The organism is Pseudomonas sp. NMI542_15, from assembly GCF_021283425.1.
GTDB classification, from domain to species: Bacteria; Pseudomonadota; Gammaproteobacteria; order Pseudomonadales; family Pseudomonadaceae; genus Aquipseudomonas; species Aquipseudomonas fortuita.
On sequence record NZ_JAJSRO010000001.1, the window covers coordinates 86,675 to 101,716 of the forward strand.

Here is a 15,042-nt window from a genome sequence, read left to right on the forward strand (position 1 = left end):
CACTCTTGCTATTGTTGTTTTCCCGTCGGCCACGAGGTGTAGCCGACGAACTCGTTATGTAGAGCGGCAGTCGCTTCCAAGCGTTTTTCAACATCAGGCCCGAGCTTCTTGCAGACCTCGTTGACCATCAGGTGCACCCACGACAACATCGTCGAGGTGGATTCCCAGAACAGATTGAACTCGGTGGGGATGCGGAACACCTCGTCGGCGTTGGCATCAGCCCAGTCGCAGAAGGTGTCGGTCACCAGGGTGACCGTAATGCCTGCCTCACGTGCCTTTTGGCACAGCAGCAGGGCGTGACGGGAGTAACGGCGCGCCTCGAACACCACCAAAGCGCTGTCTTCGGCGCGGCCCAGCAGCACGTCACCGAAGTGCCCGGCACTGAGATCGACCAGTTGCACCCCATCGCGCAGGTACTGCAGCAGGTGGCTCATGCACATGGCGATGCCGCGCTCGGTCTGGAAGCCGGCGATGAACACCCGCGGCTTGCTCGCCAGGCGTTGCGCTACGCTGTGCCAGGTCGGGCTCTGGCGGTACTCGTGGACGCGCATCAAGGCCGCGATTTCCAGCTCCAGGCTGCCGGCGTTGTCACCAGCGTCCTGGTTCTGGCGGTAATCCTGCAATCGGTCGCCCACCAGCCATGGGCCATCGCCCAGGTCGTTCTGCAGGTCTTGCTTAAGTGCCTTGAGGTGGGCATAACCCAGTGAGCGGCAGAAGCGCCCGACACTGGATTCGCTTACCTGCAGCTTGGCGGCGATGCTGGCCGAGGTCTGGAAAGGCAGTTCGTGCAGGTTGGCAAGCATGTAGGTGGCGATCTTGCGACCCGAGGCAGCGGCCCCTTCGAGGCTGTTTTCCAGGCGTTGCTTGATCGGTTGGCTCATGCTGCGGCTCCAGGGGGTAAGGCTTGGGAAGAAAATGAATGTTTTCTGTCATCAAGTCAACATTTGACAGATTGCTGTCACATGCAGGAAAGTTTTTGTCGTTGCAACGCTGTAGCCATTCCAATACCAACAAGGAGCTTCAGATGTCCGCACCTTCCACCAGCACCGTCGTGCGCGTGCCTTTTACCGAGCTCCAGAGCCTGTTGCAGGCCATCTTCCAGCGCCATGGGTGCAGCGAGGCCGTGGCCCGGGTGCTGGCCCACAACTGCGCCAGCGCCCAGCGTGATGGCGCCCATAGCCATGGGGTGTTCCGCATCCCCGGCTATGTTTCGACCCTGACCAGTGGTTGGGTCGATGGCAATGCCACCCCAAAGGTCAGCGACGTGGCCGCCGGCTACGTGCGTGTCGATGCTGCTGGCGGTTTTGCCCAGCCGGCACTGGCGGCAGCCCGTGAGCTACTGGTGGCCAAGGCGCGCAACGCTGGCATTGCGGTGCTGGCGATCCACAATTCGCACCACTTTGCCGCGTTGTGGCCGGATGTAGAACCGTTCGCCGAAGAGGGCCTGGTGGCCCTGAGCGTGGTCAACAGCATGACCTGCGTAGTGCCGCATGGCGCGCGCAAGCCACTGTTTGGTACCAACCCCATCGCTTTTGCAGCGCCTTGTGCCGAACACGACCCTATCGTCTTCGACATGGCCACCAGCGCCATGGCCCACGGCGACGTGCAGATTGCCGCGCGTGCCGGCCAGCAACTGCCCGAAGGCATGGGGGTGGATGCCAATGGCGAACCGACCACCGAGCCCAAGGCGATTCTGGAGGGCGGCGCGTTGCTGCCGTTTGGCGGGCACAAGGGCTCGGCGCTGTCGATGATGGTCGAGTTGCTGGCGGCGGCGCTGACCGGGGGGAATTTCTCCTGGGAATTCGACTGGTCGGAGCACCCGGGGGCGAAAACACCCTGGACCGGGCAACTGATCATCGTCATCGACCCTAGCAAGAGCGAGGGCGAGCGCTTTGCCCAGCGCAGTCGCGAACTGGTGGAGCAGATGCAGGCGGTGGGCCTGACGCGCATGCCGGGTGAGCGGCGCTATCGTGAGCGCGAGGTGGCCGAGGAGGAGGGGGTGGCGGTAACCGAGCAGGAGTTGCAGGGCCTGAAGGCGCTGCTTGCCTGACCCGGCCTATCGCCGGCAAGCCAGCGCCCACCGGTACATCACCCAGCTCAAGGCCTGTGGTGTACCGGTGGGAGCTGGCCTGCCGGCGATGAGGGCATCACTGTCAGCGCCAATCTCCTGCCATGCAATGTTGCATAGACAACCTTGCACAATAGTGGATGTTCCTGAGCACACACTCCGGGTATGCTCAGGTCTGCCTTTTCGAACTGTCCTGATTCAAGGAGCTGCACGCTGTGTTCAAACATGTCGATGCCTATGCCGGCGACCCGATCCTCTCGCTGATGGAAACCTTCAAGGCCGACCCGCGCGCCGACAAGGTCAACCTGAGTATCGGCCTGTACTACGATGAGGCCGGCGTGGTGCCGCAACTGGCGGCTGTGGATGCGGTGGAAAAACGCATTGCTGGCCAGGACCATGAAGCGTCCCTTTACTTGCCAATGGAAGGCCTGGCCAGCTACCGCCAGGCTATTCAGGCGCTGTTGTTCGGTGCCGATCACCCGGCCGTGACCGGCGGTCGCGTGGCCACCGTACAGACTGTGGGTGGCTCCGGCGCCCTGAAAGTCGGTGCCGACTTCCTCAAGCGCTACTTCCCGCAGTCCGAAGTCTGGGTCAGCAACCCGACCTGGGACAACCACCGCGCCATCTTCGAAGGCGCCGGCTTCAAGGTGCACACCTACCCGTACTTCGACCAGGCCTCCCGTGGCGTGGACTTCGACGGCATGCTGGCCACCCTGCAGACCCTGCCGGCCAACAGCGTGGTATTGCTGCACCCTTGCTGCCACAACCCCACCGGTGCCGACCTTACGCAAAACCAGTGGCAACACGTGGTCGAAGTGGTCAAGGCACGCCAGCTGATCCCGTTTCTCGACATTGCCTACCAGGGCTTTGCCGAAGGCCTGGTGGAAGACGCCTACGCCATCCGCGAAATGGCCCGCGCCGGCGTGCCGTGCCTGGTCAGCAACTCGTTCTCGAAAATCTTCTCGCTGTACGGCGAGCGGGTAGGTGGCCTGTCGGTGGTCTGCGACGACGACGCCACGGCCCAAAGCGTGCTTGGGCAGCTCAAGGCAACCGTGCGCCGCAACTACTCCAGCCCGCCCAATTTTGGCGCCCAGCTGGTGGCAGGCGTATTGAGCGATGCAGCGCTCAATGCCCAGTGGGCCGATGAAGTCGAAGTGATGCGCAAGCGTATCCTCGACATGCGTCAGGCGCTGGTCGATGCCTTGGCCGTGTTGCTGCCAGGCCAGGACTTCCAGTTCTTCCTGCGCCAGCGTGGCATGTTCAGCTACACCGGCTTCAGCGTCGAGCAAGTGCGTCGCCTGCGTGACGAGTTCGGCGTGTACCTGATCGACAGCGGCCGTGTGTGCATGTCCGGCTTGCGCCCGGCCAACCTGCAACGGGTTGCCGAAGCGTTCGCTGCTGTTCAGAAGTAATCGCTCAAGGGGCCCTGCGCGGCCCTGCCTGTGGGAGCGGCCTTGCCGCTCCCTCAATTATCTTCTTTACCCACCGGTGTAGCCTGCTTGTAAAGACAAGTGCAACCGCCCCTCGGAAAAGGGCTTCGCAAGTGCAACCTTTCGGTGCACAATCGCGCCCCTCTTTTCCGGTTGAGTTGGGCGAAGGCACTGTTTCGCCATTCTCAGCCTGTTACAGTCTTGCGAGTGGAGCTTCACCCGGAATGAATGAGCAGGCCCCAAGCGTTGAACAACGCTTTGTAGAATCGACCCCCGCCACCCTCGGCAGCTGGGCGCGTCACGACACCACCTGGATGCTGGGCCTGTTCGGCACAGCCATTGGCGCCGGAACCCTGTTCCTGCCGATCAACGCCGGCCTTGGCGGTTTCTGGCCGCTGCTGATCCTGGCTGTACTGGCCTTCCCAATGACCTACTTCGCCCACCGCGGGTTGACCCGCTTCGTGCTCTCCGGGCGCAATGGTGGCGACATCACCGAAGTGGTCAAAGAGCACTTCGGCAGCAACGCCGGTGCCGCGATCACCGTGCTGTACTTCTTCGCGATCTTCCCCATCCTGCTTATCTACAGCGTGGCGCTGACCAACACCGTGTCCAGCTTCATGGAGCACCAGCTGCACATGGCGCCGCCACCGCGGGCCATCCTGTCGTTTGTGCTGATCCTCGGCCTGTTGGCCATCGTGCGCTGTGGCGAGCAGGCCACGGTCAAGGTCATGAGCCTGCTGGTGTACCCGTTCATCGTCGCCCTGGCGCTGCTGGGCCTGTACCTGGTGCCGCACTGGACCGGTGGCATCCTCGACAGCGCCACCCAGGTGCCGCCGGCCTCGGCCTTCCTGCACACCCTGTGGCTGGCCATTCCGGTAATGGTGTTCTCGTTCAACCACTCGCCGATCATTTCGGCCTTCGCGGTCGACCAGAAGCGCCGCTACGGCGAGCATGCCGACGAGCGTAGCGGCCAGATCCTGCGCCGTGCCCACCTGCTGATGGTGGTGATGGTGCTGTTCTTCGTGTTCAGTTGCGTGCTCACCCTGAGCAGCGCCCAGCTGGCCGAAGCCAAGGCACAGAACCTGTCGATTCTGTCGTACCTGGCCAACCACTTCAGCAACCCGACCATCGCGTTCGCTGCGCCGCTGATCGCCTTCGTGGCCATCGCCAAGTCGTTCCTGGGCCATTACATCGGTGCCAGCGAGGGCCTGAAGGGCATTATCACCAAGACCGGCGCGCGGCCGGGCGCCAAGGCACTGGACCGCGTAGTGGCCGCGTTGATGCTGGTGGTGTGCTGGATCGTTGCCACCCTCAACCCGAGCATCCTCGGCATGATCGAATCGCTCGGCGGCCCGATCCTCGCGGTCCTGCTGTTCCTGATGCCGATGTACGCCATCCGCCGTGTACCGTCGATGCGCAAATACAGCGGTGCAGCCTCCAACGTGTTCGTTGTAGTGGTCGGCCTGGTTGCGCTGACCTCGGTGGTATACGGCCTGCTGGGCTGATTCGCTGCTTTAGATGAAGAATGCCCAGGTCGCTTGTCGCAACCTGGGCATTTTTTTGTCCACAAAAATTGTCCGGCAATAGAACAATTTCATCTGCCCCCATAGGCACCCGGCCGCCTTCATGCTTAACTCACTGTCCTTTTCAAACCCAGCATAAGGATTTCGTCATGGCTCAAGTGACTCTCAAAGGCGGCCCGGTTCAAGTCAACGGCGAACTGCCGAAAATCGGCGCCCAGGCTCCGGCATTCTCCCTGGTCGGTGAAGGCCTGGCTGACAAGTCGCTGAAGGACTACGCCGGCAAGCGCAAAGTGCTGAACATCTTCCCGAGCGTCGACACCCCAACCTGCGCCACCTCCGTGCGCAAGTTCAACGCTCAGGCCAATGATGTGGCCAACACCGTGGTGCTGTGCATCTCCGCCGACCTGCCGTTCGCCCAGGCGCGTTTCTGCGGTGCCGAAGGCCTGGGAAATGTTAAGAACCTGTCGACCCTGCGTGGCCGCGAGTTCCTCGAGAACTACGGCGTCGCCATTGCCGACGGCCCGCTGGCCGGCCTGGCTGCCCGCGCCGTGGTGGTGCTGGATGAAAACGACAACGTGCTGCACAGTGAACTGGTTGGCGAAATTGCTGACGAGCCGAACTACGATGCAGCGCTGGCAGTACTGAAGTAAGGGTTGCGGGGCAGGGCGGCTGAGTCCTGTGGTGGCCTCTTCGCGGGTGAACCCGCTCCCACAGGTAAAGCACAGCTTTTGAAATCTGTGCGGTACCTGTGGGAGCGGGTTCACCCGCGAAAGGGCCAGCCCAGGCAACCGAAACCTTTCAGCCCGCCACTCCTCCAAGCAACACCCTGTAACGGCTCGGAACGCTTTCCGGGCCGTTTTCATTTAAAGTTCAGCGTCTTGGCAACGTCAGCCAAAGGTAAACCTCTGGTAAAGGCCCTTTGCTAAAACGATACCATTGCTTATCGTTCATCCTCCCCAAGCCGCCATTCCGAACAAGGTTCGTTCAACCCATGCAAGTGTCCAATTCCCGTTCCCCCCGTCGCTGGCTCGTCGGCCTGCTGATCCTGCTGCTGGTGGCTGCACTGGCCTGGTGGCTGTGGCCTGCAGCAACGCCTGCGCATAAAGAAGCCGGCGGCGGCGGGCGCGGTGGCAAGGGCATGGGCATGATGGGTGGCCGCCCAGGGTTCGGCGGCTCCAGCGAAGCGGTGCCGGTACGCGTCGAACCGGTACGCGTAGGCGACTTCCCCCTGTATTACAAAGCCCTGGGCACCGTCACCGCCACCAATACGGTGAATGTGCGCAGCCGCGTGGCTGGCGAACTGGTGAAGATCCACTTCAAGGAAGGCCAGCAGGTCAAGGCCGGCGACCTGCTCGCCGAAATCGACCCGCGCTCGTACCGCATCGCCCTGCAGCAGGCCGAAGGTACGCTGGCGCAAAACCAGGCGCAGCTGAAAAACGCCCAGGTGGATGTAGCCCGCTACAAAGGCCTGTACGCCGAAGACAGTATTGCCAAGCAAACCCTCGACACCGCCGAAGCGCAGGTGGCGCAGTTCCAGGGGCTGGTCAAGACCAACCAGGCACAGGTCAACGACGCTCGCCTGAACCTCGACTTCACCCAGATCCGTGCCCCGATCAACGGCCGCGTGGGCCTGCGCCAGCTCGACCTGGGCAATCTGGTTGCGGCCAACGACACCACTGCATTGGTGGTGATTACCCAGACCGAGCCGATCAATGTCGCCTTCACCCTGCCGGAGACCGAGCTGAGCACCGTGCTGGAACGCTACCGCAGCGGCGCCAGCCTGCCGGTCGAGGCCTGGGACCGCAGTGACAGCAAGTTGCAGTCCACCGGCGTGCTGGGCAGTATCGACAACCAGATCGACACCACCACCGGTACCCTCAAGTTCAAGGGGCGCTTCGAGAACAAGGACCTGGCCCTGTTCCCCAATCAGTTCGTCAACGTGCGCCTGCTGGCCGATACCCTCAAGCAGGTGGTGTTGGCCCCGGCAGCGGCCATCCAGTTTGGCAATGACGGCACGTTTGCCTATGTGGTCAACGCCGAAAACACTGTGAATGTTCGCAAGCTCAAGGTCGGCGCCAGCGATGGAGAGAACAGCGTCATCCTCGAAGGCCTGAAGGCCGGCGACCGTCTGGTGCTGGAAGGCACCGACCGCCTGCGTGAAGGCACCAAAGTGGAAGTGGTCGAAGACAGCTCGCAAGTGCCGACCACCCCGGGCCAGCATCTCCAAGGGCAGGACACCAAGGGCGCGGCGCACACCGGTGAAGCTCAGCCAGGCAAAGCAGCAGGCAAGGCGGGCGCATGAACCTCTCGCGTCTGTTCATCCTGCGGCCGGTCGCCACCACGCTGAGCATGCTGGCCATTGTCCTGGCCGGCCTGATCGCCTACAAGCTGCTGCCGGTCTCCGCTTTGCCGCAGGTGGATTACCCGACCATCCGCGTCATGACCCTGTACCCCGGCGCCAGTCCGCAGGTCATGACCAGCGCCGTCACCGCACCCCTGGAGCGCCAGTTCGGCCAGATGCCCGGCCTGGAGCAAATGGCTTCGACCAGTTCCGGTGGTGCATCGGTGCTTACCCTGCGCTTCAACCTCGACATGAACATGGACGTTGCCGAGCAACAGGTGCAGGCTGCGATCAACGCTGCCAGCAATCTGCTGCCCAGCGACCTGCCTGCGCCGCCGGTGTACAACAAGGTCAACCCGGCTGACACCCCGGTGCTGACCTTGGCCATTTCGTCCAAGACCATGCCGCTGCCCAAACTCAATGACCTGGTCGATACGCGCGTGGCACAAAAGCTTGCACAGATCAGCGGCGTAGGCATGGTCAGCATTGCCGGCGGCCAGCGTCAGGCGGTACGCATCAAGGTCAACGTCGACGCCCTGGCGGCCAACGGCCTGAACCTGGATGACGTGCGCACGCTGATCGGCGCCTCGAACGTGAACCAGCCCAAGGGCAATTTCGATGGCCCCACCCGGGTGTCGATGCTCGATGCCAATGACCAGCTGCGTTCCCCCGAGGAATACGCCAACCTGATCCTGGCTTACAACAACGGTGCCCCACTGCGTCTGAAGGATGTGGCGGAAATTGTCGATGGCGCCGAAAACGAGCGGCTGGCCGCCTGGGCCAACGAAAACCATGCGGTGCTGCTGAACATCCAGCGCCAGCCTGGCGCCAACGTCATTGAAGTGGTCGACCGTATCAAGGAACTGTTGCCGTCGATCACCGACAACCTGCCGGCCGGCCTTGATGTGTCGGTGCTGACTGACCGCACCCAGACCATCCGCGCCGCGGTCAAGGACGTACAGCATGAACTGCTGATTGCCATTGTCCTGGTGGTGATGGTTACCTTCGTCTTCCTGCGCCGTTTCAGCGCTACCCTTATTCCGTCGATTGCCGTGCCACTGTCACTGATCGGCACCTTCGGCGTGATGTACCTGGCCGGTTTCTCGGTGAACAACCTGACGCTGATGGCCCTGACCATTGCCACCGGCTTTGTGGTCGACGACGCCATTGTCATGCTGGAGAACATCTCCCGGCACATCGAGGAGGGCGAGACGCCCATGCAGGCGGCGCTCAAGGGCGCCCGGCAGATCGGCTTTACCCTGATCTCGCTCACCTTCTCACTGATTGCGGTACTGATCCCGCTGCTGTTCATGGCTGACGTGGTCGGCCGCCTGTTCCGCGAGTTCGCCATCACCCTGGCAGTGGCCATCCTGATTTCCCTGGTGGTGTCGCTGACCCTGACGCCCATGATGTGCGCGCGCTTGCTCAAGCGTGAGCCCAAGGAAGAGGAACAAGGCCGCTTCTACCGCGCCAGCGGCGCCTGGATCGACTGGCTGATCAAACACTACGGCAACGCCCTGCAGTGGGTACTCAAGCACCAGCCGCTGACCTTGTTGGTGGCGGTGGCCAGCCTGGTGCTGACCGTGTTCCTGTACATGGTAGTGCCGAAGGGCTTCTTCCCGGTGCAGGACACCGGCGTGATCCAGGGTATCTCCGAAGCACCGCAGTCTACCTCGTTCGCCGCCATGAGCGAGCGTCAGCAGGCCCTGAGCAAGGTGATCCTGCAGGACCCTGCCGTGCAAAGCCTGTCGTCCTACATCGGCGTCGATGGCGACAACGCCACCCTCAACAGCGGCCGCCTGCTGATCAACCTCAAGCCTCACGGCGAGCGCGACGCCACCGCCAGCGAAGTGATCAGCCGCCTGCAGCCGCAACTTGACCGGCTGGTGGGCATCCGCCTGTTCATGCAGCCGGTGCAGGACCTGAGCATCGAGGACCGGGTCAGCCGAACCCAGTACCAGTTCAGCCTGTCATCGCCGGACGCCGACCTGCTGGCGCAATGGAGCGGCAAGCTGGTGCAGGCGCTGCAGCAACGCGCGGAGCTGGCCGACGTCGCCAGTGACCTCCAGGACAAGGGCCTGCAGGTGTACCTGGTGATTGACCGCGATATGGCCAGCCGCTTGGGCATCAGCGTGTCGCAGATCACCAATGCCCTGTACGACGCCTTCGGCCAGCGGCAGATTTCTACCATCTACACCCAAGCCAGCCAGTACCGCGTGGTGCTGCAGTCGAAGGACGCTTCAGTGATCGGCCCGCAGGCGCTAGAGTCGATCCACGTCAAGGCCACCGATGGCGGCCAGGTGCGGCTGTCGGCGCTGGCGCGCATCGAGCAGCGTCAGGCCCAGCTGGCCATTTCCCACATTGGCCAGTTCCCTGCAGTGACCCTGTCGTTCAACCTGGCCCATGGCGCCTCGCTAGGTGAAGCCGTGCAGGTGATCGAGCAGGTGCAGAAGGACATCGGCATGCCGCTGGGGGTGCAAACCCGCTTCCAGGGGGCTGCGGAGGCCTTCCAGGCGTCGCTGTCAAGCACCTTGCTGCTGATTCTGGCGGCGGTGGTGACCATGTACATCGTGCTGGGCGTGCTGTACGAAAGCTACATCCACCCGGTGACCATCCTCTCGACCCTGCCGTCGGCGGCGGTGGGGGCCTTGCTGGCCTTGCTCATCAGCGGCAACGACCTGGGCATGATCGCCATCATCGGCATCATTCTGCTCATCGGCATCGTCAAGAAGAACGCGATCATGATGATCGACTTTGCCCTTGAGGCCGAGCGCCACCAGGGCATGAGCCCGCGCGATGCGATTTACCAGGCGGCGCTGCTGCGCTTCCGGCCGATCCTGATGACCACCCTGGCCGCGCTGTTCGGTGCGGTGCCGCTGATGCTCGCCACCGGTTCCGGCGCCGAGCTGCGCCAGCCGCTGGGCCTGGTCATGGTCGGCGGGTTGCTGGTCAGCCAGGTGCTGACGCTGTTCACCACCCCGGTCATCTACCTGTATTTCGACCGCCTGGCCCGCCGCTGGCGCCCGGGCACAGACGTGAAGCAGGCCGAGGCATGAACCTGTCCGGTCCTTTCATCCGTCGCCCGGTAGCGACCATGCTGCTGAGCCTGGCGATCATGCTGCTGGGCGGGGTCAGCTTCGGCCTGTTGCCTGTGTCACCGCTGCCGCAGATGGACTTCCCGGTAATCGTGGTGTCGGCCAATTTGTCCGGCGCCAGCCCGGAGGTCATGGCCTCCACCGTGGCCACGCCACTGGAGCGCAAGCTGGGCAGCATCGCCGGCGTGACCACCTTGACCAGCAGCTCCAACCAGGGCTCCACGCGGGTCATCATCGGTTTCGAGATGGGCCGCGACATCGACGGCGCGGCGCGCGAGGTGCAGGCAGCGATCAACGCCACCCGCAACCTGTTGCCCAGCGGCATGCGCAGCATGCCCACCTACAAGAAGATCAACCCGTCGCAAGCACCGATCATGGTGCTGTCGCTGACGTCGGACGTGCTGCAGAAAGGCCAGCTGTACGACCTGGCCGACACCATCCTGTCGCAGAGCCTGGCCCAGGTATCGGGGGTAGGGGAGGTGCAGATCGGCGGCAGTTCGCTGCCGGCGGTGCGCATTGCCGTCGAGCCGCAATTGCTCAACCAGTACGGTGTGTCGCTGGACGATGTGCGCACGGCCGTGGCCAACGCCAACCAGCGTCGGCCCATGGGCTTTGTCGAGGATGCCGAGCGCAACTGGCAGGTGAGGGCCAACGACCAGCTGGAAAGCGCCAAGGATTACGAGCCGGTGGTGATCCGCCAGCAGAACGGCACCATCCTGCGCCTGTCCGACGTGGCGAGCATTACCGATGGCGTGGAGAACCGCTACAACAGCGGTTTCTTCAATGACCAGAGTGCGGTGTTGCTGGTGGTCAACCGCCAGAGCGGCGCCAACATCATCGAGACGGTCGACCAGATCAAGGCGCAGTTGCCCGCCCTGCAGTCGTTGCTGCCGGCCAGTGTGCAACTGAACGTGGCGATGGACCGCTCGCCGGTGATCAAGGCCACCCTGAAGGAAGCCGAACACACCCTGCTGATCGCTGTGGTGCTGGTGATCCTGGTGGTGTACCTGTTCCTCGGCAGCTTGCGCGCCTCACTGATACCCAGCCTGGCAGTGCCCGTATCGCTGGTGGGCACTTTCGCGGTCATGTACCTGTGCGGGTTCTCGCTCAACAACCTGTCGCTGATGGCGTTGATCCTCGCCACTGGCCTGGTGGTGGACGACGCCATCGTGGTGCTGGAGAACATCTCGCGGCACATCGAGGACGGCCAGCCGCCGATGAAGGCGGCCTTCCTGGGGGCCAAGGAAGTGGGCTTCACCTTGCTGTCGATGAACGTGTCGCTGGTGGCGGTGTTCGTCTCCATCCTGTTCATGGGCGGCATCGTGCGCAACCTGTTCCAGGAGTTCTCGATCACACTGGCGGCGGCGATCATCGTGTCGCTGGTGGTATCGCTGACCCTCACGCCAATGCTGTGCGCCCGCTGGCTCAAACCACACCAGGCCGAGCAGACCCGCCTGCAGCGCTGGAGCGACAACGTCCACCAGCGCATGGTCAACGCCTACGACCGGAGCCTGGGTTGGGTCTTGCGCCACAAGCGCCTGACCCTGCTCAGCCTGCTGGCGACCATTGGTATCAACATCGCCCTGTACGTGGTAATACCCAAGACCCTGATGCCACAGCAGGACACCGGCCAGCTGATGGGCTTTATCCGCGGTGACGACGGCCTGTCGTTCACCGTGATGCAGCCGAAGATGGAAATCTACCGCCGCGCCTTGCTGGCTGACCCGGCAGTGCAGAGTGTGGCCGGTTTCATCGGTGGCAACAGCGGTACCAACAATGCCATGGTGTTGGTGCGCCTCAAGCCGATCAGCGAGCGCAAGATCGATGCGCAGAAGGTGATCGAGCGGCTGCGCAAGGAAATGCCCAAAGTGCCCGGTGGTCGGCTGTTCCTGATGGCCGACCAGGACCTGCAGCTGGGTGGCGGCGGGCGTGACCAGACCTCGTCACAGTACCTGTATACCCTGCAAAGCGGCGACCTGGCGGCTTTGCGCCAGTGGTTCCCCAAGGTGGTTGCGGCGCTGCGTGCACTGCCGGAGCTGACCGCCATCGACGCGCGTGACGGCTCCGGTACCCAGCAGGTGACGCTGGTGGTCGACCGTGACCAGGCCAAGCGCCTGGGCATCGACATGGACATGGTGACCACGGTACTGAACAACGCCTACAGCCAGCGGCAGATTTCCACCATCTACGACAGCCTCAACCAGTACCAGGTGGTGCTGGAAATCAACCCGAAATACGCCTGGGACCCGAGCACCCTTGAGCAAGTGCAGGTGATTACTGCGGACGGCGCCCGCGTGCCGCTGTCGACCATCGCCCGTTACGAGAACAGCCTGGCCAATGACCGGGTCAGCCACGAAGGCCAGTTCGCCTCGGAAGACATCGCCTTCGACGTCGCCGAGGGCTACAGCCCCGACCAGGCCATGGCGGCGGTGGAGCGTGCAGTGGCCAAGCTCGGCCTGCCCGAAGAGGTGATCGCCAAGCTTGGTGGTACGGCCGATGCCTTTGCCAAGACCCAGCAGGGCCAGCCCTTCATGATCCTTGGCGCACTGCTGCTGGTGTACCTGGTGCTGGGCATTCTTTATGAAAGCTACATCCACCCGCTGACCATTCTGTCGACACTGCCTTCGGCAGGGGTCGGTGCCTTGCTGACGCTGTATGTCACCGGTGGCGAATTCAGCCTGATCTCGCTGCTGGGGCTGTTCCTGCTGATCGGTGTGGTGAAGAAGAACGCCATCTTGATGATCGATCTGGCCTTGCAGCTGGAGCGTCACCAAGGTCTGTCGCCGGAAGAGTCGATCCGTCGGGCCTGCCTGCTGCGCCTGCGACCGATTCTGATGACCACCCTTGCAGCCATCCTTGGCGCCTTGCCGCTGCTGCTGAGCCATGCGGAAGGCGCGGAAATGCGCCAGCCGCTGGGCCTGACCATTATCGGTGGCCTGGTCTTCAGCCAGGTCCTCACCCTTTATACGACGCCGGTGGTCTACTTGTACCTGGACCGCCTGCGCCACCGTTTCAACCGTTGGCGCGGCGTGCGCACCGACGTCGCCCTGGAAACCCCGCTATGACTTTCGCCCAGACCCCACTTCACCGTGCGCTGCAAGCGTTGACCAAAGGGCGAGGCTCGCGCCTGCTAGGCGCCGGGCTGTGCGTGGCCTTGCTCAGTGCCTGTACCTTGAGCCCGGACTACCACCGCCCCGAGCTGATCAGCACGGCGGCGCAGTTCAAACACGCCGAAGGCTGGACCCAGGCCACGCCGTCCGATGCCATCGCCCGCGGCGCCTGGTGGGAAATCTACGGCGATGCAGGGCTCAATGCGCTGGTTGAAGAGCTTAACCGCAGCAACCAGACCGTGGCGCAATCGGAAGCGCAATACCGCCAGGCCCAGGCGCTGGTGCGCAGCAGCCGTGCAGCGTTGTTCCCAAGCCTGGACCTGAGCGCAAGCAAAAACCGCTCCGCCCAAGGTACCGGCAGCTCCAGTTCCAGCCTTTCCAACAACAGCAGTGGTATTCGCAATACCTACAACGCCCAGCTCGGTGTCAGCTGGGAAATCGACCTGTGGGGCAAGCTGCGCGAAACCATGAATGCCAACGAGGCCAGTGCCGAAGCCAGCTTTGCCGACCTCGCCTCGATCCGCTTGAGCCAGCAATCAGAGCTGGTGCAGAACTACCTGCAATTGCGGGTTATCGATGAGCAGAAACGCTTGCTGGAAGCCACCGTGGCAGCCTATGAGCGCTCGCTTCGAATGACCGAAAACCAGTACCGGGCTGGTGTCTCCGGGCCGGATGCCGTGGCCCAGGCCCGCACCCAGCTCAAAAGCACCCAGGCTGACCTGATCGACCTGATCTGGCAGCGTGCGCAGTTCGAGAACGCCATCGCTGTGCTGCTGGGCAAGACCCCGGCCGACTTCGCTCTGGCCGACAGCAAGGCCATTCCGGCATTGCCGCAAATTCCGGTTTCGCTGCCGTCGCAACTGCTGGAGCGTCGCCCGGACATCGCTGCTGCCGAACGCAACGTAATGGCGGCCAACGCCAATATCGGGGTGTCGCGGGCGGCGTACTTCCCGGACCTCAGCCTGAGCATGAGTGGTGGCTATTCCAGCAGCAGTTTCAGCAACTGGATCGAGTTGCCCAACCGGTACTGGTCGGTAGGCCCGCAGCTGGCGCTGACCCTGTTCGACGCCGGCAAGCGCAGCGCCGAGGTGGACCGCACGGTGGCGGTGTATGACCAGACCGTGGCGCAGTATCGTCAGACGGTGCTGGACGGCTTCAAGGAAGTGGAAAACCTGCTGGTGCAGTTGAAGGTGTACGGCGATGAAGCGGGGGTGCGCCAAGAGGCGCTGGATGCCGCACGCGAGTCGCTGCGCCTGACCGAGAACCAGTACCGCGCCGGGTTGATCGGCTACCTGGACGTAGTCAACGTGCAGACCACGGCACTGAGCAACGAGCGCAGCGTGTTGAACCTGCTGCAAGGGCGCCTGGTGGCCAGTGTGCAATTAGTGGCCGCATTGGGTGGCGGCTGGGATGCCGAGCAGGCGTTCGCCGAGCAGGACTGACCGGCACGTACAGGCCCTTGGAGGAGCGGCCTT

9 protein-coding genes are annotated in these 15,042 nt (G+C 63.1%); 8 read left to right on the forward strand and 1 reads right to left on the reverse strand.

What is annotated here, in order from left to right:
- Positions 1 to 8: 8 nt before the first annotated feature.
- A complete protein-coding gene (locus tag LU684_RS00385; protein WP_016487459.1) occupies positions 9 to 881 on the reverse strand; it encodes a MurR/RpiR family transcriptional regulator in 873 nt (290 codons plus the stop codon).
- A gap of 143 nt (positions 882 to 1,024) precedes the next feature.
- Between LU684_RS00385 and LU684_RS00390 the strand changes: the two genes are divergently transcribed.
- The 8 genes from LU684_RS00390 to LU684_RS00425 all read left to right on the forward strand — a co-directional run bounded on the left by LU684_RS00390 (position 1,025) and on the right by LU684_RS00425 (position 15,009).
- A complete protein-coding gene (locus LU684_RS00390; RefSeq protein WP_016487458.1) occupies positions 1,025 to 2,050 on the forward strand; it encodes an Ldh family oxidoreductase in 1,026 nt (341 codons plus the stop codon).
- A 233-nt stretch (positions 2,051 to 2,283) separates the two neighbouring features.
- Positions 2,284 to 3,480: an amino acid aminotransferase gene (locus LU684_RS00395; RefSeq protein ID WP_016487457.1), complete on the forward strand. Its 1,197-nt coding sequence runs from the start codon at positions 2,284 to 2,286 to the stop codon at positions 3,478 to 3,480.
- Between the two features lie 242 nt (positions 3,481 to 3,722).
- Positions 3,723 to 5,003 (forward strand): serine/threonine transporter, encoded by a 1,281-nt coding sequence (locus LU684_RS00400; RefSeq protein ID WP_016487456.1) that lies wholly within the window; start codon positions 3,723 to 3,725, stop codon positions 5,001 to 5,003.
- 167 nt (positions 5,004 to 5,170) lie between these two features.
- Positions 5,171 to 5,671 (forward strand): thiol peroxidase, encoded by a 501-nt coding sequence (tpx, locus tag LU684_RS00405; RefSeq protein WP_232893996.1) that lies wholly within the window; start codon positions 5,171 to 5,173, stop codon positions 5,669 to 5,671.
- Between the two features lie 341 nt (positions 5,672 to 6,012).
- Positions 6,013 to 7,323, forward strand: a complete 1,311-nt coding sequence (locus LU684_RS00410; RefSeq protein ID WP_023047931.1) for an MdtA/MuxA family multidrug efflux RND transporter periplasmic adaptor subunit — start codon at positions 6,013 to 6,015, stop codon at positions 7,321 to 7,323.
- The gene (locus tag LU684_RS00415) at positions 7,320 to 10,418 is read left to right on the forward strand and encodes an MdtB/MuxB family multidrug efflux RND transporter permease subunit (RefSeq protein WP_016487452.1); all 3,099 of its coding nucleotides are present in this window, start codon (positions 7,320 to 7,322) and stop codon (positions 10,416 to 10,418) included. Before LU684_RS00410 ends, LU684_RS00415 begins: the two co-directional genes overlap by 4 nt.
- Entirely contained in the window at positions 10,415 to 13,522 is a 3,108-nt protein-coding gene (locus LU684_RS00420) for an efflux RND transporter permease subunit (RefSeq protein ID WP_023047930.1), read from the forward strand. The genes LU684_RS00415 and LU684_RS00420 overlap by 4 nt, the downstream gene beginning before the upstream one ends.
- Entirely contained in the window at positions 13,519 to 15,009 is a 1,491-nt protein-coding gene (locus LU684_RS00425; protein WP_232893997.1) for an efflux transporter outer membrane subunit, read from the forward strand. The genes LU684_RS00420 and LU684_RS00425 overlap by 4 nt, the downstream gene beginning before the upstream one ends.
- Positions 15,010 to 15,042: the final 33 nt, after the last annotated feature.

Coding starts and splice junctions, on each gene's coding strand:
- LU684_RS00385 (WP_016487459.1), bottom strand. CDS start 881: ATGAGCCAACCGATCAAGCAACGCCTGGAAAACAGCCTCGAAGGGGCC.
- LU684_RS00390 (WP_016487458.1), top strand. CDS start 1,025: ATGTCCGCACCTTCCACCAGCACCGTCGTGCGCGTGCCTTTTACCGAG.
- LU684_RS00400 (WP_016487456.1), top strand. CDS start 3,723: ATGAATGAGCAGGCCCCAAGCGTTGAACAACGCTTTGTAGAATCGACC.
- tpx (WP_232893996.1), top strand. CDS start 5,171: ATGGCTCAAGTGACTCTCAAAGGCGGCCCGGTTCAAGTCAACGGCGAA.
- LU684_RS00410 (WP_023047931.1), top strand. CDS start 6,013: ATGCAAGTGTCCAATTCCCGTTCCCCCCGTCGCTGGCTCGTCGGCCTG.
- LU684_RS00415 (WP_016487452.1), top strand. CDS start 7,320: ATGAACCTCTCGCGTCTGTTCATCCTGCGGCCGGTCGCCACCACGCTG.
- LU684_RS00420 (WP_023047930.1), top strand. CDS start 10,415: ATGAACCTGTCCGGTCCTTTCATCCGTCGCCCGGTAGCGACCATGCTG.
- LU684_RS00425 (WP_232893997.1), top strand. CDS start 13,519: ATGACTTTCGCCCAGACCCCACTTCACCGTGCGCTGCAAGCGTTGACC.